We start from the raw sequence: 20,133 nt of genomic DNA on the forward strand, positions 1-20,133 counted from the left end.
AAACGCAGTGCCGCCCGGCGCTTAACGGCTCACAACTTTCAACAGGATCTCACCGTACACCGGCATTAGCGGGTGACGAATCAGCGCCACTACCGCCACCAACGCTACACCCAGCGTCAGCGGGGCCAGCCAGAGCAGGCGAGTACGCGGGAGATAGCGCGTCAGGCGATCGACGCTCGCTTTCGCGCTGCGCCACAGTCGCCAGCAGAGCCATGCCGCCAGCCACAGCAGCAGCGCCGTGCCCAGCAGCAGCCACTTAAACTCACCGCTTTGCATACCGTCAGGAATATCGATGGCGGCCCCTGCAAGGATCCCCGGCAGGAAGTAGAACGGCGGCCAGAAGACGCAGCCGATAATGTTTGGCACCACGAATTTCGCAACGGGCAGATCCAGCATTCCGGCCACCATCGGCACCAGCGGACGCGTTGGCCCAACGAAGCGGCCAACGAGGATGGTAAACATGCTGTGCTGGTGCAGCGCATGCTCGGTCTTATCCAGCAAGGCTTTGTTCTTTTTCATGAACGACCAGCGGTGCAGCGGCTTCTTAAAGCGCCAGCCCAGCCAGAAGGAGATCCAGTCGCCGAGCAGGCAGCCGATCATTCCCGCCAGCCACGCCTGCCAGAAATTGACCTCACCGCTGCCGATCAGCGCCCCAAGCCCTGCCATCATTACGGTACCGGGCAGGATTAACCCGACGAGTGCCAGCGACTCCAGAAACGCCACCAGCGCCACGGCGATGAGCGAGTACATAACGGACTGGGTAATAAAGTGTTCCAGCAATGCCTGCATAACTATTCCGGTCAGAAAACGAATCAGCGATTCTGCTTAGCGCCCCGCACCGCGTCAAGGCAACAATTGTCTGAATAGTTTACAGGTTGCTTCCCGCATTCACCTGTTTGTTTATCTTTTTTTACCGTTTATTCACATCCAGCGCGGAATTCACTGGGGCTGGCACCGGTGCATTTTTTAAATACCCGGGAGAAATAGAGCTGATCCTCAAAGCCCACGTTGCGCCCCACGGTGGCGATGGGCATCCGGGTGGTGCTGAGCAGCAGCTTCGCCTGGCTGATGCGCTGATCCTCGCGCCAGCTCAACACGCTGACGCCCAGCTGCTGGCGGAACAGATGCGACAGACGCGACGGTGACAGGCAGACGTGCTGGGCAACACTGGCGATATCAAACTGGCTATCGGCAAGGTGGTCGCTGATGTACTGGCAGGCGTCGCGCACGCGGTTATCCAGCGGCGGGTTAAGCGACGCGTTAATCGCCTCCATCCGTCGCAGCAGCAGCTGCTCAAGCAGGTTAATCGCCAGCAGTTCAGCGTAGCGCCCACCGGCCTGTCCCGCCTCGATAATCTGCGCAAAAAGCTCGCGAAACTGCGCCAGATGCACCTCATCCGGGCGATAAAAACCGGTGTGCGCAAAAATAGCCGGCCAGGAAAGCCACTCCTGCCAGTAGGCGCGCGGACGGAAATAGACCCACTGGTGATACCACTCTTTGGCATCCGGATGACGGCCATAGTGGTGGATCTCCCCCGGCGGGAACAGCAGGATATCCCCCGGGCGGCAGATAAACTGCTGGTCGCCGTTTTTGATGATCCCTTCCCCTCGCACGGTCAGGTTGAGGATATATCCTTTCATTCCAAGCGGTCGGTCGACGTAAAAGTCGAGATATCCTTCAGCCTCGATAGGAGTCAGTCCCGCCACAAGGTGCGCGTTAAACGAGTATCCCGGCAGCAGAGGATCGTTTTGCGTTTCGGCCATAGATTCAGTTCTCCCAAGGGTCCTCAAGGAAACCAATTGTCCATATCACTAAAAGCAGGTTAAAAATGGCCCGCGAAAAGATCCAAAAAGCATCACGCCGCTTTTACGTCCGCCATGTTTCAGCCTTTCCCCCTGATTTCTCCGCCTGAGCAGGCAGATAAGCAGTAACAAAAGTGTCTATAACTGCGGCAGAAATGTCCACATTGAATATTTGCACGGCGTCACACTTTCCGTTGTAACAGCAATTTAGTCCATAAGATTAGCGGATCCTGCCTGACGACTTTTGTCCCCAGTCTCTAATGTTCTTCCATACCTCTTTTTTCGATGGAGCAACACCATGGCAATTGCGATTGGCCTCGATTTTGGCAGCGATTCGGTTCGCGCGCTGGCAGTGGACTGTACGTCCGGCCAGGAGATAGCAACCAGCGTTGAGTGGTACCCGCGCTGGCAAGAGGGGCGCTACTGCGATGCGCCGAACAACCAGTTTCGGCATCACCCGCGTGACTACATTGAGTCGATGGAAGCGGCCATTAAAACCGTTCTGGCCGAACTGACCGACGCCCAGCGGGCGGATATTGTTGGGATTGGCGTCGACAGTACCGGCTCCACGCCTGCCCCTGTGGATGCCAATGGCCGCGTGCTGGCGCTGCGTCCTGAGTTTGCCGACAACCCGAACGCCATGTTCGTGCTGTGGAAAGACCATACCGCCGTGGAAGAGGCCGAAGCCATCACCCGCCTGTGCCATCAGCCGGGCAAAACGGACTACTCGCGCTACATCGGCGGAATTTACTCCAGCGAATGGTTCTGGGCCAAGATCCTGCACGTCACCCGTGCCGACGCAACCGTTGCGCAGGCGGCAGCGTCATGGGTTGAGCTGTGCGACTGGGTGCCTGCTCTGCTCTCCGGCACCACGCGTCCACAGGATATCCGCCGCGGTCGCTGCAGCGCCGGGCATAAATCCTTGTGGCATGAAAGCTGGGGCGGCCTGCCTCCGGCAGCCTTCTTCGATGAACTCGACCCGATCATCAACAAGAGCCTGACATACCCGCTGTTTACCGACACCTTTACCGCCGATATTCCCGTCGGCACCCTCTGTGAGGAGTGGGCGACGCGCCTCGGCCTGCCGCAAAACGTGGCGATCTCCGGCGGCGCGTTTGACTGCCATATGGGCGCCGTGGGCGCGGGCGCGCAGCCAAACACGCTGGTCAAAGTCATCGGCACCTCCACCTGCGACATCCTGACGGCGGATAAAGCCACCGTCGGCGACCGCGCGGTAAAAGGCATCTGTGGCCAGGTTGACGGCAGCGTGGTACCGGACTTCATCGGCCTCGAAGCCGGTCAGTCCGCGTTTGGCGATATCTACGCCTGGTTTGGTCGCGTGCTGGGCTGGCCGCTGGATCGGCTGGCGGCGGCGCATCCTGAACTGAAAACCCAGATCGCCGAGAGCAAAAAGCAGCTTCTGCCGCAGCTTACCGAAGCCTGGGCCAAAAATCCCTCTCTCGACCACCTCCCGGTGGTGCTGGACTGGTTTAACGGTCGTCGCACACCGTTTGCCAACCAGCGCCTGAAAGGGGTGATTACCGATCTCAACCTCGCGACCGACGCGCCCGCGCTGTTCGGCGGCCTGATTGCCGCAACGGCCTTCGGTGCCCGCGCCATTATGGAGTGCTTCACCGAGCAGGGCATCGACGTGAATAACGTGATGGCGCTGGGCGGCATCGCCCGTAAAAACCCGGTGATCATGCAGGCCTGCTGCGACGTGCTGAACCGTCCGCTGCAGATTGTGGCGTCCGATCAGTGCTGCGCGCTGGGCGCGGCGATTTTCGCCGCCGTCGCCGCGGGCGTCCATGCGGATATCCCCACCGCGCAGCAGCACATGGCGAGCGCCGTCGAAAACACCCTTCAGCCGCGTGCTCAGCAGGCACAACGCTTTGAACAGCTTTATCAGCGCTACCAGCAGTGGGCAAAAAGCGCCGAACTTCACTATCTCCCTGTCGCCGCCCCGGCCAAAAGCACCGCGGACACTACGGCAACCCTGACCCATTAAGGACACGATGATGACCATTTTTAATAACTATGAAGTGTGGTTTGTGATTGGCAGCCAGCATCTGTACGGACCGGAAGCGCTGCAGCAGGTAACAAAACACGCGGAGCACGTCGTTAACGCGCTGAACGCGGAAGCCAAACTGCCGTGCAAGCTGGTGCTGAAACCGCTGGGCACAACGCCGGATGAGATTACCCATATCTGCCGCGACGCGAACTACGATGATAAATGCGCCGGTCTGGTGGTGTGGCTGCACACCTTCTCACCGGCAAAAATGTGGATCAACGGCCTGTCTATCCTCAACAAACCGCTGCTGCAGTTCCATACCCAGTTCAACGCCTCCCTGCCATGGGACAGCATCGACATGGACTTTATGAACCTGAACCAGACCGCACACGGCGGCCGCGAGTTCGGCTTCATCGGCGCGCGCATGCGTCAGCAGCACGCGGTGGTCACCGGCCACTGGCAGGATGGCAAGGCGCAACAGCGTATCGGATCCTGGATGCGCCAGGCGGTTTCGAAGCAGGATACCCGCCACCTGAAAGTGGTGCGTTTCGGCGACAACATGCGTGAAGTGGCGGTCACCGACGGTGACAAAGTGGCCGCGCAGATCAAGTTCGGCTTTTCCGTGAATACCTGGGCCGTGGGCGACCTGGTGCAGGTAGTGAATGAAATCAGCGATGGCGACGTGAGCGCGCTGGTGGACGAGTACGAAAGCAGTTACCGCCTGACGCCTGCGGCACAGATCAACGGCGACAAGCGTCAGAACGTGCTGGATGCGGCGCGCATTGAGCTGGGCATGAAGCGCTTCCTGGAACAGGGCGGCTTCCACGCCTTTACCACCACTTTTGAAGATCTCCACGGTCTGAAACAGCTGCCGGGTCTGGCAGTGCAACGTCTGATGCAGCAGGGCTACGGCTTTGCCGGCGAAGGCGACTGGAAAACTGCCGCTCTGCTTCGCATCATGAAGGTGATGTCGACCGGTCTGCAGGGCGGCACCTCCTTTATGGAGGACTACACCTACCACTTCGAGAACGGCAATGACCTGGTGCTCGGCTCGCACATGCTGGAAGTGTGTCCTTCCATCGCGGTAGAGGAAAAACCAATCCTCGACGTGCAGTACCTCGGCATTGGCGGTAAAGCCGATCCGGCGCGTCTGATCTTCAACACCCGCACGGGTCCGGCCATCAACGCCAGCCTGATCGATCTGGGCGATCGTTTCCGCTTGCTGGTGAACTGCGTCGATGCGGTTGAAACGCCACATTCTCTGCCGAAACTGCCGGTCGCCAACGCCCTGTGGAAAGCACAGCCGGACCTGCCGACCGCGTCAGAAGCCTGGATCCTGGCCGGTGGCGCGCACCATACCGTCTTCAGCCACGCGCTGGATCTGAACGATATGCGCCAGTTTGCCGAGCTGCACGATATCGAACTGACCGTGATTGATAATGACACCCGTCTGCCAGCCTTTAAAGACGCGCTGCGCTGGAACGAAGTCTATTACGGTTCAAAACGCTAAGCCCTGAATGCCCGGTGGCACTGCGTTTACCGGGCCTACGGAACCGTAGGCCGGATAAGCGAAGCGCCATCCGGCAGGAGATAACAATGTTAGACGATCTCAAACGTCAGGTGCTCGAAGCCAACCTGGCGCTGCCTAAACATAATCTGGTCACCCTGACATGGGGCAACGTCAGCGCCGTTGACCGGGAAAAAGGCGTGTTCGTGATTAAGCCTTCCGGCGTGGATTACACGATGATGACCGCAGACGATATGGTCGTTGTCAGCCTCGAGACCGGCGAAGTGGTCGAAGGTAAGAAAAAACCGTCCTCCGATACGCCGACTCACCGCCTGCTGTACCGCTCATTCCCGAGCATCGGCGGCATCGTGCATACTCATTCGCGCCACGCCACCATCTGGGCGCAGGCGGGCCAGTCCATCCCGGCGACCGGCACCACCCACGCGGACTACTTTTACGGCACCATTCCCTGCACGCGTCTGATGACCGATGCTGAGATTAACGGTGAGTACGAGTGGGAAACGGGGAACGTGATTGTCGAAACCTTCGAAAAACAGGGGATCGACGCGGCGCAAATGCCCGGCGTGCTGGTGCACTCCCACGGCCCGTTTGCCTGGGGGAAAAACGCGGAGGACGCGGTGCATAACGCGATCGTGCTGGAGGAAATCGCCTATATGGGGATCTTCTGTCGCCAGCTGGCGCCGCAGCTGCCGGATATGCAGCAAACCCTGCTGGATAAGCATTACCTGCGCAAGCACGGTGCGAAGGCCTATTACGGACAGTAGCCTGTAGGCCGGATAAGCGCAGCGCCATCCGGCAAAACAGACACTGTATAAAACCCCAGCAAAACAACCTTAACCAGGCTATAATCAGGCCTGGTTTTGTTTTATGGGATAACGGCGTGGCGCAGGCGCAAGAAGGTTTTTTACTGACCCGACACTGGCGGGATACCCCTCAGGGCACCGAGGTCGCGTTCTGGCTGGCAACCGACAACGGTCCGCTGCACGTTACGCTGCCCCCGCAGGACTCCGTGGCCTTTATTCCTGAAGCCCACGTCGAGAAGGTGAAGCAGTTGCTGCGCGGGGAAAACGGCTGGCGCATCACCCCGCTTGAACTGAAAGATTTCCACCGCCAGCCGGTTTATGGGCTTTACTGTCGCGCCCATCGTCAGCTGATGCGCTATGAAAAACTGCTCCGCGAGGCGGGTGTGACGCTCTACGAAGCGGATATCCGCCCACCGGAACGCTTTCTGATGGAGCGGTTTATTACCGCCCCCGTCTGGGTCGACGGCACCGCGCATAGCGGCAGCCTCGTTAACGCGCGCCTGAAGCCGAATCCGCACTATCGCCCGCCGCTGAAGTGGGTCTCCCTGGATATCGAAACCACCCGTCACGGCGAGCTGTACTGCATAGGCCTGGAAGGCTGTGGCGATCGGGTTGTCTATATGCTCGGGCCACCGAATGGTGATGCCTCCGCGCTGGATTTCCGACTTGAGTACGTCAACAGCCGCCCGCAGCTGCTGGAGAAGCTCAACCAGTGGTTTGCCGACTACGATCCCGACGTCCTGATCGGCTGGAACGTGGTGCAGTTCGACCTGCGCGTGCTGCAAAAACACGCCGAGCGTTACCGCATCCCGCTGATGCTCGGGCGCGGCAACAGCGAGCTGGAATGGCGCGAGCATGGTTTTAAGAACGGCGTTTTCTTCGCCCAGGCGAACGGTCGCCTGATTATCGACGGCATCGAGGCGCTCAAGTCCGCCTTCTGGAACTTCTCTTCATTCTCTCTGGAAGCGGTGGCGCAGGAGCTGCTTGGCGAAGGCAAATCCATCGACAACCCCTGGGACAGAATGGACGAGATCGACCGGCGCTTTAACGAAGACAAGCCCGCGCTCGCCACCTATAACCTGAAAGACTGTGAGCTGGTCACGCAGATTTTCCACAAAACCGAAATTATGCCCTTCCTGCTGGAGCGCGCGACGGTGAACGGCCTTGCGGTCGACAGGCATGGTGGATCGGTTGCCGCCTTTAGCCATCTCTACTTTCCCCGAATGCACCGGGCAGGATATGTCGCCCCTAACCTCGGAGAGGTACCGCCGCAGGCCAGCCCCGGCGGCTACGTCATGGATTCCCGGCCAGGATTGTATGATTCCGTTCTGGTGCTGGACTACAAAAGCCTCTACCCGTCGATAATCCGCACCTTCCTGATCGATCCCGTCGGGCTGGTTGAGGGCCTGGCCCAGCCGGATGATGAACACAGCACCGAAGGCTTCCTCGGCGCACGCTTCTCGCGGGAAAAACACTGCCTGCCCGACATCGTGGGAAACATCTGGCACGGCCGCGATGAGGCCAAGCGCCACGGCAACAAGCCGCTCTCGCAGGCGCTGAAAATTATCATGAACGCCTTCTACGGCGTGCTGGGTACCAGCGCCTGCCGCTTCTTCGACCCGCGGCTGGCGTCGTCGATCACCATGCGCGGGCACGAGATCATGCGTCAGACCAAAGCGCTGATTGAGTCCCGGGGCTATGACGTCATCTACGGCGACACCGATTCCACCTTTGTGTGGCTTAAGGGCGCGCATTCAGAAGAAGACGCCGCGCAAATCGGCAAAGCGCTGGTCGCATTCGTGAACGACTGGTGGCAGGAACATCTTCAGAAAGCGCGTTTAACCAGCGCGCTGGAGCTGGAATTTGAAACCCATTTCGCCCGCTTTTTGATGCCCACCATTCGCGGTACCGATCAGGGCAGCAAGAAGCGCTACGCCGGGCTGATTCAGGACGGCGACGCGCAGCGGATGGTGTTTAAAGGGCTCGAGACGGTACGTACCGACTGGACGCCGCTGGCGCAACAGTTCCAGCAAACGCTCTATCTGCGGGTGTTTCGCAATGAACCGTATCAGGACTACGTGCGCGAGACGATAGCCAGCCTGATGGCGGGCGAACTTGACGCGCAGCTGGTGTATCGCAAACGCCTGCGCCGCCCGCTCGCGGAGTACCAGCGCAACGTTCCTCCGCACGTGCGTGCCGCGCGCCTCGCGGATGAAGAAAACGTCCGCCGTGGCCGCGCGCCGCAGTATCAGAACCGGGGAACCATCAAATACGTCTGGACGATAAACGGTCCGGAACCGGTGGATTATCAGCACTCGCCTCTGGATTACGAACACTATCTGACGCGTCAGCTTCAGCCGGTTGCCGACGGAATTTTGCCCTTCATCGACGACGACTTTGCTACACTGGTTACAGGGCAACTTGGCCTATTTTGACGCGTGACGAAATGGCTGCCATCCAGTACCATAGCGCCCTTTCCATTCCCGGACCCATTTTTCGATGACCGTCTTTTTTGACGGTGGTCGAACTATTGCCTGCAATTAAAGATTAGAGCCGAACAACTATGCCTTTTACACTTGGTCAACGCTGGATCAGCGATACAGAAAGCGAACTTGGATTAGGAACCGTCGTTGCCGTTGATGCGCGCATGGTTACCCTCCTCTTCCCTGCCACTGGTGAAAACCGCCTGTACGCCCGCAATGACTCCCCTGTAACCCGCGTGATGTTTAATCCGGGTGACACCGTGACCAGCCACGACGGCTGGCAGCTCAAGATTGAAGACGTAAAAGAAGAGAATGGACTGCTCGCCTACATCGGCACTCGCCTGGACACCGACGAGGCCAATGTCATCCTGCGCGAAGTGCTGCTCGACAGCAAGCTGGTGTTCAGCAAGCCGCAGGACCGCCTGTTTGCCGGGCAAATCGACCGCATGGATCGCTTCTCGCTGCGCTATCGCGCGCGTAAGTTCCAGAGTGAACAGTACCGCATGCCGTGGAGCGGCCTGCGCGGCCAGCGCACCAGCCTGATCCCCCACCAGCTCAACATTGCCCATGACGTGGGCCGTCGCCACGCGCCACGTGTGCTGCTGGCAGATGAAGTGGGCCTGGGTAAAACCATTGAAGCGGGTATGATCCTGCATCAGCAACTGCTTTCCGGCGCCGCCGAGCGCGTGTTGATCGTGGTGCCAGAAACCCTGCAGCATCAGTGGCTGGTTGAGATGCTGCGCCGCTTCAACCTGCGTTTCTCTCTGTTCGACGACGAACGCTACGCCGAAGCGCAGCATGATGCGGACAACCCGTTTGAAACCGAACAGCTGGTGATTTGCTCCCTGGACTTCGTGCGCCGCAGCAAGCAGCGTCTTGAGCATCTGTGCGATGCCGAGTGGGACCTGATGGTGGTCGACGAAGCGCACCACCTGGTCTGGAGCGAAGATGCGCCGAGCCGCGAATATATGGCTATCGAACAGCTTGCCGAACGCGTGCCTGGCGTCCTGCTGCTGACCGCAACGCCAGAACAGCTGGGTCTCGAAAGCCACTTCGCCCGTCTGCGCCTGCTCGATCCCAACCGTTTCCACGATTTTGAGCAGTTTGTGGAAGAACAGAATAACTACCGTCCGGTGGCGGATGCCGTCGCCCTGCTGCTGGCGGGCAAGCGTCTTTCTAATGACGAACTCAACACCCTGAGCGAACTGATCGGCGAGCAGGATATCGAGCCGCTTTTGCAGGCTGCGAACAGCGAGAGCGACAACGCGGAATCCGCGCGCAAAGAGCTGATCGACATGCTGATGGATCGCCACGGCACCAGCCGCGTGCTGTTCCGCAACACCCGTAACGGCGTGAAAGGGTTCCCGAAACGCGAGCTGCACACCATTAAACTGCCGCTGCCGACGCAGTATCAGACGGCGATTAAAGTCTCCGGCATTATGGGCGCGCGCAAAACGCAGGAAGAGCGCGCCCGCGACATGCTTTACCCGGAACAGATCTACCAGGAGTTCGAAGGCGATACCGGCACCTGGTGGAACTTCGATCCGCGCGTGGAGTGGCTGATGGGCTACCTGACTGCACACCGCTCCCAGAAAGTGTTGGTGATCTGCGCCAAGGCGGCTACCGCGCTGCAGCTGGAGCAGGTCCTGCGCGAGCGCGAAGGTATTCGCGCCGCCGTGTTCCACGAAGGCATGTCCATCGTTGAACGCGACCGTGCCGCGGCGTGGTTTGGCGAAGAGGACAGCGGCGCGCAGGTTCTGCTGTGCTCGGAAATCGGCTCCGAAGGCCGTAATTTCCAGTTTGCCAGCAACCTGGTGATGTTCGATCTGCCGTTTAACCCCGATCTGCTGGAGCAGCGTATCGGCCGTCTGGACCGTATCGGTCAGGCCCATGATATTCAGATCCACGTGCCGTATCTGGAAAAAACGGCCCAGTCCGTGCTCGTGCGCTGGTTCCACGAAGGTCTGGATGCGTTTGAACATACCTGCCCGACGGGCCGCACCATTTACGATCAGGTGCATGGCGATCTGATCGGTTACCTGGCCGCACCGGAAAATACCGACGGCTTTGACGATCTGATTAAGTCCTGCCGCGAGAAGCACGACGCGCTGAAAGCGCAGCTGGAGCAGGGCCGCGATCGCCTGCTGGAGATCCATTCCAACGGTGGCGAGAAAGCACAGGCGCTGGCAGAGAGCATCGAAGAGCAGGATGACGACACCAGCCTGATTAGCTTCTCGATGAACCTGTTCGATATCGTCGGTATCAACCAGGACGATCGTGGTGAGAACCTGATAGTCCTGACCCCGTCCGATCACATGCTGGTACCGGATTTCCCTGGCCTGCCGGAAGATGGCTGTACGATCACCTTCGAGCGTGACGTGGCGCTGTCCCGTGAAGATGCCCAGTTCATCACCTGGGAACACCCGCTGATCCGCAACGGGCTGGACCTGATCCTCTCCGGTGATACCGGCAGCAGCACCATCTCCCTGTTAAAGAACAAGGCGCTGCCGGTGGGGACGCTGCTGCTGGAGCTGATTTACGTTGTGGAAGCACAGGCGCCGAAGCAGCTGCAGCTCACCCGTTTCCTGCCGCCGACGCCGGTCCGTCTGCTGCTGGATAAAAACGGCACGAACCTGGCCGGACAGGTCGAGTTCGAAAGCTTCAACCGACAGCTGAGCGCAGTGAACCGCCATACAGGCAGCAAGCTGGTTAACGCGGTCCAGCAGGACGTGCACGCGATTCTGCAGCAGGGCGAAACCCAGATTGAGAAAGCGGCCAGAGCGCTGATTGATGCCGCGCGCGCGGAAGCCGACGAGAAACTGTCTGCGGAGCTGTCGCGTCTGGAAGCGTTGAAGGCCGTCAACCCTAACATCCGTGACGACGAGCTGGCGGCGATCGAAAGCAACCGTCAGCAGGTGCTGGAAAGCCTCAACCAGGCGAGCTGGCGTCTGGATGCCCTGCGTCTTATTGTTGTGACGCATCAGTAACCGGAGCGCAAGATGGTGATGGAGCCGTACAATCCGCCGCAGGATCCCTGGCTGGTCATTCTGTATCAGGATGAACACATTATGGTGGTTAACAAGCCCAGCGGGCTATTGTCCGTGCCGGGGCGTCTGGATGAGCACAAAGACAGCGTGATGACGCGCATTCAGCGCGATTATCCGCAGGCGGAGTCTGTCCATCGCCTGGACATGGCCACCAGCGGTGTGATTGTGGTGGCGCTAAATAAGGCGGCGGAACGTGAGCTGAAGCGCCAGTTCCGCGAGCGCGAGCCGAAAAAGCAGTATGTCGCCCGCGTCTGGGGTCACCCCGCGCAGGCGGAAGGGCTGGTGGATTTACCGCTGATCTGCGACTGGCCGAACCGGCCAAAGCAGAAGGTGTGCTACGAAACCGGCAAGGCCGCGCAGACCGAGTATGAAGTGCTGGAGTATGCGCCGGATAATACCGCGCGCGTCCTGCTTAAGCCGATTACCGGACGTTCACACCAGCTGCGCGTGCATATGCTCGCCCTGGGTCATCCGATTCTGGGCGACCGCTTCTACGCGCCGCCCGAAGCGCTGGCCTTAGCGCCACGTCTGCAGCTGCACGCGCAGACGCTCACCATCACCCATCCGGCCTTCGGTAACGCGATGACGTTTAAAGCCCCGGTGGACTTCTAAAAAAAAGCCCGACACCGTCGGGCTTTTTCTTATTTAAAACCTTTCTTCTCTTTAATGAGCTCGTACGCCTTCTGGATTTCCTGCGCCTTTTGCTTCGCCATCTCCATCATTTCCGGCGGCAGGCCTTTCGCGACCAGCTTGTCCGGATGATGCTCGCTCATGAGTTTACGATAGGCACGTTTAATTGTGGTCTGATCGTCAGAGGGCTTTACGCCAAGCACGTTGCAGGCATCTTCCAGCGTCGGACCACGCTGCGCCTGCTGCCAGGCGCCGCCGGACGACTGCTGGTGATAGCCGCCGCCAAACTGCGCCCCGCCCTGCATCATGCGCAGGAACTGATCGAACTGCATGCGGGAGATGCCCAGCTCTTCCGCAATGACGTACAGCACGTCACGTTCATTAGGGTGAAGTGACCCGTCGGCGAAGGCCGCCTGAATCTGAATTTCCAGAAACATCCGAATTAAATCAAAACGTCCGAAGCAGATGCTGCGGAACTGACGCATTTTTTCGCGAAGCGGATAATTATCCGATTTACCGATGCGAAACGCATTTTGTGCTGCCAGACGGGAATCACCGTGCAGGTTCATGCGATCCATAAAGACGCTGGCAATCTGAATATCGGCTTCTGTGACACGCCCTTTGGATTTGGTTAAGTGCCCCATCACCTCAAAAGTGGTGGAGAAAAAGAGTGACTGGCGCTCGCGCTGGTTGGCAAACCAGGCCATTTTACGGCTGCGCGCCTTATCAAACATATGGCCAATAATAAGCCCCAGCACTATTCCCCAGAACCCGGCACCCATGATGATGGCGAACGCAACGCCGATTATTTTACCCCAATACTGCATATACTCCCCGGATAGTCATATTCCTGGCCGACGCAACGTCATCATCACTGTGTTCAAGTCACGGTCAATTGAAGGACATCGCCTATAATTTGCTTTATCATACTCGTCATTCGATAGCGAGCCTAACACTCTGGCACGCAAACGGGCAGGATTAACGCTGGTACTGCGCAGATGAGTAAGATAGTCTCTGAGCGTTTGTAAGCCGTAGCCACTGATGACGGAACAATAAAATACAACGTATGAAAAAACGTATCCCCACCCTCCTGGCCACAATGATTGGCTCCGCCCTGTACAGTCAACAGGGACTGGCGGCCGATCTCGCCTCGCAGTGTATGCTTGGCGTCCCAAGTTATAATCGCCCACTGGTGAGTGGCGATACCAATAGCTTGCCGGTAACCATTACTGCCGACAGTTCGAAAGGGACTTACCCTGACAATGCCACATTTACAGGTAATGTGGATATTAACCAGGGCAATAGCCGCCTGCAGGCAGATGAAGTGCAGTTGCACCAGAAGCAGCCGGAAGGTGCGGCCGAGCCGGTACGAACGGTGGATGCGCTGGGTAATGTGCACTATGACGACAATCAGGTCATCCTGAAAGGTCCGAAAGCCTGGTCAAACCTGAATACCAAAGACACTAACGTCTGGAAAGGTGATTACCAGATGGTGGGTCGCCAGGGGCGCGGTGACGCAGACCTGATGAAACAGCGCGGAGAAAACCGCTATACCATCCTGGAAAATGGCACGTTCACGTCGTGTCTGCCGGGTTCAAATACCTGGAGCGTGGTCGGGAGCGAAGTGATCCATGACCGCGAAGAGCAGGTCGCAGAGATCTGGAACGCCCGCTTCAAGGTGGGTCCGGTCCCCATATTCTACAGCCCTTATCTGCAGCTTCCCGTGGGTGACAAACGTCGCTCCGGTTTCCTGATCCCGAATGCCAAATACAGCACTACGAACTACTTTGAGTTCTACCTGCCGTATTACTGGAACATCGCGCCCAACATGGATGCGACGATCACGCCGCACTATATCCACAAGCGCGGCAACGTCATGTGGGAGAACGAATTCCGCTATCTGACCCACGCCGGTGCGGGTCTGATGGAGCTGGATTATCTGCCGTCGGATAACGTTTACAAGGACGACGCCAGAAACGTCTCGGGTGATAACCGTCACCGTTGGCTGTACTACTGGCAGCATTCCGGGGTGATGGATCAGGTGTGGCGCTTTAATGTTGACTACACCAAAGTCAGCGATTCGGCTTATTTTAATGACTTCTCGTCCAAATACGGCTCGAGTACCGATGGCTATGCCACGCAGAAATTCAGCGTAGGCTATGCGGTGCAGAACTTTGATGCAACCGTCTCGACCAAGAAATTCCAGGTGTTTTCTGACCAGTCCACGCCTACCTATGGCGCTGAGCCACAGCTGGACGTCAACTGGTACCAGAATGATGTAGGTCCCTTCGACACCCGGGTTTACGCTCAGGCGGTGCATTTCGTGAACACGGATTCGGACATGCCTGAAGCCACGCGTGTTCACCTTGAGCCGACGATCAATCTGCCGTGGTCTAACGACTGGGCAAGCCTGAATACCGAAGCCAAGCTGATGGCGACGCACTATCAGCAAAAAAATCTTGATAATTACAACGCAACGAACAGTGCGCATCTGGAAGAGTCGGTTAACCGAACGCTCCCTCAGTTTAAAATGGACGGCAAGCTGATCTTCGAGCGTGATATGGCCCTGCTGGCGGATGGGTATACCCAGACGCTTGAACCGCGTATGCAGTATTTGTACGTGCCATACCGCGATCAGAGCAACATTCAAAACTACGACTCCTCTTTACTGCAGTCTGACTACAGTGGCCTGTTCCGCGACCGTACTTACGGCGGTCTGGACCGCATCGCCTCAGCGAACCAGTTAACGACCGGCGTCACAACACGTGTTTATGATGATGCCGCTGTTGAACGTTTTAACGTTTCTGTGGGTCAAATCTACTACTTCACAGAGTCTCGCACGGGCGATGACAATATTCAGTGGGAGAAAGACAACAAAACGGGATCGATAGTGTGGGCGGGAGATACCTACTGGCGTATGACTGACCGTTGGGGCCTGCGTGGCGGTGTGCAGTATGACACGCGTCTCGACAACGTTGCTAACAGTAGTGCAGCCATAGAGTATCGTCGCGATGAAGATCGCATGATTCAGGTAAGCTATCGTTACGCTAGCCCAGAATATATTCAGGCAACGCTACCGAAAAGCAATGATCAGAACAGCATCAACTACTGGAAATCGCCACAATATTCGGATGGTATTTCTCAGGTCGGTGCGGCAGCGAGTTGGCCCATCGCCGACCGTTGGTCAATCGTAGGCGCTTACTACTTTGACACTAACGCGAATAAAGCTGCTGACCAGATGGTGGGGCTGCAATATAACTCCTGCTGCTACGCGCTGCGTGTCGGTTACGAACGTAAGCTTAACGGCTGGGAAAACAATCAAAGCAAATACGATAACGTGATTGGCTTTAACTTCGAGTTACGCGGCCTGAGTTCCAACTACGGTCTGGGTACGCAGAAAATGCTGCGCTCGAATATTCTGCCTTACCGCAGTTCCTTGTAATGTGCTTGATTTGCAACGTAATCCGCTTTGCGGTTAATTGAAATGGAAAAAGTATGAAGAACTGGAAAACGCTGCTGCTCGGTGTCGCTATGGTTGCGAATACCAGCTTCGCGGCCCCCCAGGTTGTTGATAAAGTCGCCGCGGTGGTTAACAACGGCGTCGTGCTTGAAAGTGACGTTGACGGCCTGATGAAATCGGTGAAGCTCAATTCGGGCGAAGCGGGTCAGCAGCTTCCGGATGACGCCACGCTGCGCCATCAGATCCTGGAGCGTCTGATCATGGATCAGATCGTTCTGCAGATGGGGCAGAAAATGGGTGTGAAGGTCACTGACGAGCAGCTCGATCAGGCGATCGCTAACATCGCGAAGCAGAACAACATGTCTTTAGACCAGATGCGCAGCCGTCTGGCCTATGACGGCATCAGCTACGCCACCTACCGTAATCAGATCCGTAAAGAGATGCTGATTTCGGAAGTGCGTAACAACGAAGTGCGTCGCCGCGTCACTATCCTGCCTCAGGAAGTGGACGCGCTGGCAAAACAGGTGGGTAACCAGAACGATGCGAGCACGGAGCTGAATCTGAGCCACATTCTGATCCCACTGCCAGAGAACCCAACGTCCGATCAGGCTGCAGAAGCAGAAAGTCAGGCGCGTTCAATTGTCGAACAGGCGCGTAACGGCGGCGACTTTGGCAAGCTGGCCATCACCTACTCCGCAGACCAGCAGGCGCTGAAAGGCGGCCAGATGGGCTGGGGACGTATTCAGGAGCTGCCATCCATCTTTGCCCAGGCCCTGAGCACGGCGAAGAAAGGGGATATCGTCGGTCCAATTCGTTCGGGCGTGGGCTTCCACATTCTGAAAGTGAACGATCTGCGCGGCCAGAGCCAAAATATCTCCGTTACCGAAGTTCACGCTCGCCATATTCTGCTGAAGCCGTCACCGATCATGACTGACGATCAGGCGCGTGCGAAGCTGGAACAGATTGCAGCAGACATTAAGAGCGGTAAAACCTCGTTTGCGAAAGCAGCAAAAGAGTTCTCTCAGGATCCTGGCTCTGCTAACCAGGGCGGCGATCTGGGCTGGGCGGCAGCGGATATCTACGATCCTGCCTTCCGTGACGCGCTGATGAAGCTGAACAAAGGCCAGATTAGCGCACCGGTCCACTCTTCGTTTGGCTGGCATCTGATCGAGCTGATGGACACCCGTAACGTTGATAAAACGGATGCGGCGCAGAAAGACAGAGCCTACCGTATGCTGTTTAACCGTAAGTTCTCAGAAGAAGCAGCCACCTGGATGCAGGAACAACGCGCCAGTGCTTACGTGAAAGTGCTGAGCAACTAATGAAACAGCATCGTGTTGTTATCACGCCCGGCGAACCCGCCGGGATTGGGCCTGACCTCGTTGTCCAGCTCGCCCAGCGCAGCTGGCCAGTAGAACTGGTTGTCTGCGCGGATGCAACACTGTTACAGGACCGGGCAACGCTGCTCGGTCTGCCTTTAACGCTCATCCCTTACGTTGAAGGCCAACAGCCTGCACCGCAGCAAGCCGGTACCCTCACCCTTCTTTCTGTTCCCCTTCGTACGCCGGTCGTTCCAGGCCAGCTCAGCACGGAAAACGGCCACTATGTGGTTGAAACCCTTGCGCGCGCCTGCGACGGTTGCCTTAAGGGCGAATTTGCCGCCCTCATTACCGGCCCCGTCCACAAAGGCGTGATCAACGAAGCGGGTATACCGTTTACCGGGCATACGGAGTTCTTCGAAGAGCGATCGCACAGTCCGAAAGTGGTGATGATGCTGGCGACCGAAGCGATGCGCGTTGCCCTGGTGACCACCCATCTGCCGATCAAAGCGATTCCGGATGCGATCACCCCCGATCTCCTGCGCGAGATCATCGGGATTTTACATCACGATCTGCAGACAAAATTTGGGATCCCGCAGCCGCATGTGCTGGTTTGTGGCCTGAATCCACACGCGGGCGAAGGCGGGCACATGGGCACCGAAGAGATCGACACCATCATTCCGGTACTCAACGAAATGCGGGCGAAGGGAATGAACCTCAGCGGTCCGCTGCCTGCTGATACTCTTTTCCAGCCGAAATACCTGGATAATGCCGACGCCGTGCTCGCGATGTACCACGATCAGGGCCTGCCCGTGCTAAAATACCAGGGCTTTGGCCGCGGGGTGAATATCACCCTCGGTTTACCCTTTATTCGAACGTCCGTTGACCACGGTACTGCGCTGGATCTGGCAGGCCAGGGGAAAGCGGATGTCGGCAGTTTTATTACGGCGCTTAATCTCGCCATCAAAATGATTGTTAATACTCAATGACTAATCGAGTCCATCAGGGCCACTTAGCCCGTAAACGTTTCGGGCAAAACTTCCTTAACGATCAGTTCGTGATCGAAAGCATTGTCTCGGCTATTAATCCACAAAAAGGCCAGGCGATGGTCGAAATCGGCCCGGGCCTTGCTGCACTGACCGAACCGGTAGGCGAACGCCTCGACGAACTGACCGTCATCGAACTGGACCGCGATCTGGCCGCACGCCTGCAAACGCACCCGTTCCTCGGGCCGAAGCTGACTATCTATCAGCAGGACGCCATGACCATGAACTTCGGCGAACTGTCGGAAAAAATGGGCCAGCCGCTGCGCGTATTCGGCAACCTGCCGTATAACATCTCCACGCCGCTCATGTTCCACCTCTTTAGCTATACTGATGCCATTGCCGATATGCACTTCATGTTGCAAAAAGAGGTGGTTAACCGTCTGGTTGCAGGCCCGAACAGTAAAGCGTATGGTCGTTTAAGCGTGATGGCACAATATTACTGCAACGTGATCCCGGTACTCGAAGTACCGCCGTCAGCGTTCACACCGCCACCGAAAGTGGATTCAGCGGTTGTGCGCCTTGTGCCGCACAAAACGAAACCGTATCCGGTTAAAGATCTGCGTGTACTGAGCCGCATTACCACTGAAGCCTTTAACCAGCGTCGTAAAACGATCCGTAACAGCCTCAGCAATTCGTTCACCGTTGAGGTATTAGCTGAACTGGGGATCGACCCGGCAATGCGTGCGGAGAACATTTCCGTAGAGCAGTACTGCAAGCTGGCTAATTACATCAGCGAAAATGCGCCGCCGAAGGAGAGTTAAGCCATGATTGATTCGCCCCGCGTATGTGTCCATGTACAAAGCGTCTATGTTGAATCACAGTCCTCGCCCGACGAAGAACGCTTTGTCTTTGCTTACACCGTGACCATTCGCAACCTGGGGCGGACGCCCGTGCAGCTGCGCGGACGCTACTGGCTTATCACCAACGGCAATGGCCGCGAAATCGAAGTTCAGGGGGAAGGTGTGGTCGGTGAACAGCCCCACATCGCCCCTGGCGAAGAGTACCAGTACACCAGCGGCGCGGTGATTGAAACGCCGATGGGTACCATGCAAGGCCATTATGAAATGGTCGATGTCGATGGCAATGGCTTCCGCGTTGCCATTCCCGTGTTCCGTCTCGCCGTAACCACACTTATTCATTAATCTAATGTCTACATATCTGATTGGCGACGTTCACGGTTGCTACGATGAACTGATCGCATTATTAAAACAGGTCGACTTTACGCCAGAACAGGACACGCTCTGGCTGACGGGCGATTTAGTCGCACGTGGCCCCGGCTCGCTGGAGGTATTACGTTTCGTCAAATCACTGGGCGACAGCGTGCGCATGGTGCTGGGCAATCACGATCTGCATCTGCTGGCGGTGTTCGCCGGGATCAGCCGTAACAAACCTAAAGATCGTCTCACCCCGCTGCTGGATGCGCCGGACGCGGACGATCTGATTAACTGGCTGCGCCGTCAGCCCCTGCTTCAGGTCGACGAAGAGAAAAAGCTGGTCATGGCGCATGCCGGGATCACGCCACAATGGGATCTTGAAACGGCGAAAACCTGTGCGCGTGACGTTGAGGCAGTGCTGGCAAGCGACTCGTATCCTTTCTTCCTCGATGCCATGTACGGCGACATGCCGAACCACTGGAGCGAGGATCTCAGCGGTCTGGCCCGTCTGCGCTTTATCACTAACGCCTTCACCCGCATGCGTTTCTGCTTCCCGAACGGACAGCTGGACATGTATTCCAAAGAGACGCCGGAAAGCGCGCCGGCCCCGCTCAAACCGTGGTTTGCCATTCCGGGACCGGTGACCAGCGAGTACAGCGTGGTATTTGGTCACTGGGCGGCACTGGAAGGAAAAGGGACGCCGGACGGGATTTACGGTCTGGATACCGGATGCTGCTGGGGCGGAGAGTTAACCTGCTTGCGCTGGGAAGATAAAGCTTACTTTGTGCAGCCGTCCAACCGACAGCTGGACTTAGGGGAAAGTGAGGCCGTCGCCTCCTGAATCATGCCC

At 57.5% G+C, this 20,133-nt stretch carries 15 protein-coding genes; 12 read left to right on the plus strand and 3 right to left on the minus strand.

The window, feature by feature from the left end; translation table 11 throughout:
* Nucleotides 1-21: 21 nt before the first annotated feature.
* Both CWR52_RS08640 and araC read right to left on the minus strand, forming a co-directional pair.
* Nucleotides 22-789 (minus strand): DedA family protein, encoded by a 768-nt coding sequence (locus CWR52_RS08640; RefSeq protein ID WP_104949407.1) that lies wholly within the window; start codon nt 787-789, stop codon nt 22-24.
* A gap of 128 nt (nt 790-917) precedes the next feature.
* A complete protein-coding gene (gene araC / locus CWR52_RS08645) occupies nt 918-1,763 on the minus strand; it encodes an arabinose operon transcriptional regulator AraC (protein ID WP_047346332.1) in 846 nt (281 codons plus the stop codon).
* A gap of 337 nt (nt 1,764-2,100) precedes the next feature.
* Between araC and araB the strand changes: the two genes are divergently transcribed.
* The 6 genes from araB to rluA all read left to right on the plus strand — a co-directional run bounded on the left by araB (nt 2,101) and on the right by rluA (nt 12,286).
* Complete coding sequence (araB, locus tag CWR52_RS08650) at nt 2,101-3,810, plus strand: ribulokinase (protein ID WP_104949408.1); 1,710 nt, start codon at nt 2,101-2,103, stop codon at nt 3,808-3,810.
* A 10-nt stretch (nt 3,811-3,820) separates the two neighbouring features.
* Nucleotides 3,821-5,323 carry an L-arabinose isomerase gene (gene araA, locus CWR52_RS08655; protein ID WP_032649842.1) on the plus strand — a complete coding sequence of 501 codons (1,503 nt, stop codon included), beginning with the start codon at nt 3,821-3,823 and terminating at the stop codon, nt 5,321-5,323.
* A gap of 86 nt (nt 5,324-5,409) precedes the next feature.
* Entirely contained in the window at nt 5,410-6,105 is a 696-nt protein-coding gene (gene araD / locus CWR52_RS08660; protein ID WP_104949409.1) for an L-ribulose-5-phosphate 4-epimerase, read from the plus strand.
* Nucleotides 6,106-6,221: 116 nt separating this feature from the next.
* Entirely contained in the window at nt 6,222-8,579 is a 2,358-nt protein-coding gene (polB, locus tag CWR52_RS08665) for a DNA polymerase II (protein WP_104949410.1), read from the plus strand.
* Nucleotides 8,580-8,707: 128 nt separating this feature from the next.
* Nucleotides 8,708-11,614, plus strand: coding sequence for an RNA polymerase-associated protein RapA (gene rapA, locus CWR52_RS08670; RefSeq protein ID WP_104949411.1), 2,907 nt, complete (start codon nt 8,708-8,710; stop codon nt 11,612-11,614).
* A gap of 12 nt (nt 11,615-11,626) precedes the next feature.
* Nucleotides 11,627-12,286, plus strand: coding sequence for a bifunctional tRNA pseudouridine(32) synthase/23S rRNA pseudouridine(746) synthase RluA (gene rluA, locus CWR52_RS08675; protein ID WP_008502014.1), 660 nt, complete (start codon nt 11,627-11,629; stop codon nt 12,284-12,286).
* Between the two features lie 29 nt (nt 12,287-12,315).
* Here rluA and djlA read toward each other — a convergent pair whose 3' ends face one another.
* Entirely contained in the window at nt 12,316-13,131 is an 816-nt protein-coding gene (djlA, locus tag CWR52_RS08680) for a co-chaperone DjlA (protein WP_023310366.1), read from the minus strand.
* 239 nt (nt 13,132-13,370) lie between these two features.
* Between djlA and lptD the strand changes: the two genes are divergently transcribed.
* The 6 genes from lptD to apaH are packed head-to-tail and all read left to right on the plus strand — an operon-like array spanning nt 13,371 to nt 20,124.
* Nucleotides 13,371-15,746: an LPS assembly protein LptD gene (lptD, locus tag CWR52_RS08685; protein WP_104949412.1), complete on the plus strand. Its 2,376-nt coding sequence runs from the start codon at nt 13,371-13,373 to the stop codon at nt 15,744-15,746.
* Between the two features lie 53 nt (nt 15,747-15,799).
* Nucleotides 15,800-17,086 carry a peptidylprolyl isomerase SurA gene (gene surA / locus CWR52_RS08690; protein WP_045907775.1) on the plus strand — a complete coding sequence of 429 codons (1,287 nt, stop codon included), beginning with the start codon at nt 15,800-15,802 and terminating at the stop codon, nt 17,084-17,086.
* A complete protein-coding gene (pdxA, locus tag CWR52_RS08695) occupies nt 17,086-18,072 on the plus strand; it encodes a 4-hydroxythreonine-4-phosphate dehydrogenase PdxA (protein ID WP_104949413.1) in 987 nt (328 codons plus the stop codon). Before surA ends, pdxA begins: the two co-directional genes overlap by 1 nt.
* Nucleotides 18,069-18,890, plus strand: coding sequence for a 16S rRNA (adenine(1518)-N(6)/adenine(1519)-N(6))-dimethyltransferase RsmA (gene rsmA / locus CWR52_RS08700; RefSeq protein ID WP_008502020.1), 822 nt, complete (start codon nt 18,069-18,071; stop codon nt 18,888-18,890). Before pdxA ends, rsmA begins: the two co-directional genes overlap by 4 nt.
* Before the next feature lie 3 nt (nt 18,891-18,893).
* Nucleotides 18,894-19,271: a Co2+/Mg2+ efflux protein ApaG gene (gene apaG, locus CWR52_RS08705; protein ID WP_032644031.1), complete on the plus strand. Its 378-nt coding sequence runs from the start codon at nt 18,894-18,896 to the stop codon at nt 19,269-19,271.
* 4 nt (nt 19,272-19,275) lie between these two features.
* A complete protein-coding gene (gene apaH, locus CWR52_RS08710) occupies nt 19,276-20,124 on the plus strand; it encodes a bis(5'-nucleosyl)-tetraphosphatase (symmetrical) ApaH (protein ID WP_045907773.1) in 849 nt (282 codons plus the stop codon).
* Nucleotides 20,125-20,133: the final 9 nt, after the last annotated feature.

The organism is Enterobacter sp. SGAir0187, assembly GCF_002952735.2.
Lineage (GTDB): Bacteria > Pseudomonadota > Gammaproteobacteria > Enterobacterales > Enterobacteriaceae > Enterobacter > Enterobacter quasiroggenkampii.

Bases quoted from the DNA above. Each gene is read 5' to 3' on its own strand.
- CWR52_RS08640 (WP_104949407.1), bottom strand. From the start codon at position 789: ATGCAGGCATTGCTGGAACACTTTATTACCCAGTCCGTTATGTACTCG.
- araC (WP_047346332.1), bottom strand. From the start codon at position 1,763: ATGGCCGAAACGCAAAACGATCCTCTGCTGCCGGGATACTCGTTTAAC.
- araB (WP_104949408.1), top strand. From the start codon at position 2,101: ATGGCAATTGCGATTGGCCTCGATTTTGGCAGCGATTCGGTTCGCGCG.
- araA (WP_032649842.1), top strand. From the start codon at position 3,821: ATGACCATTTTTAATAACTATGAAGTGTGGTTTGTGATTGGCAGCCAG.
- araD (WP_104949409.1), top strand. From the start codon at position 5,410: ATGTTAGACGATCTCAAACGTCAGGTGCTCGAAGCCAACCTGGCGCTG.
- rapA (WP_104949411.1), top strand. From the start codon at position 8,708: ATGCCTTTTACACTTGGTCAACGCTGGATCAGCGATACAGAAAGCGAA.
- rluA (WP_008502014.1), top strand. From the start codon at position 11,627: ATGGTGATGGAGCCGTACAATCCGCCGCAGGATCCCTGGCTGGTCATT.
- djlA (WP_023310366.1), bottom strand. From the start codon at position 13,131: ATGCAGTATTGGGGTAAAATAATCGGCGTTGCGTTCGCCATCATCATG.
- lptD (WP_104949412.1), top strand. From the start codon at position 13,371: ATGAAAAAACGTATCCCCACCCTCCTGGCCACAATGATTGGCTCCGCC.
- surA (WP_045907775.1), top strand. From the start codon at position 15,800: ATGAAGAACTGGAAAACGCTGCTGCTCGGTGTCGCTATGGTTGCGAAT.
- pdxA (WP_104949413.1), top strand. From the start codon at position 17,086: ATGAAACAGCATCGTGTTGTTATCACGCCCGGCGAACCCGCCGGGATT.
- rsmA (WP_008502020.1), top strand. From the start codon at position 18,069: ATGACTAATCGAGTCCATCAGGGCCACTTAGCCCGTAAACGTTTCGGG.
- apaG (WP_032644031.1), top strand. From the start codon at position 18,894: ATGATTGATTCGCCCCGCGTATGTGTCCATGTACAAAGCGTCTATGTT.
- apaH (WP_045907773.1), top strand. From the start codon at position 19,276: ATGTCTACATATCTGATTGGCGACGTTCACGGTTGCTACGATGAACTG.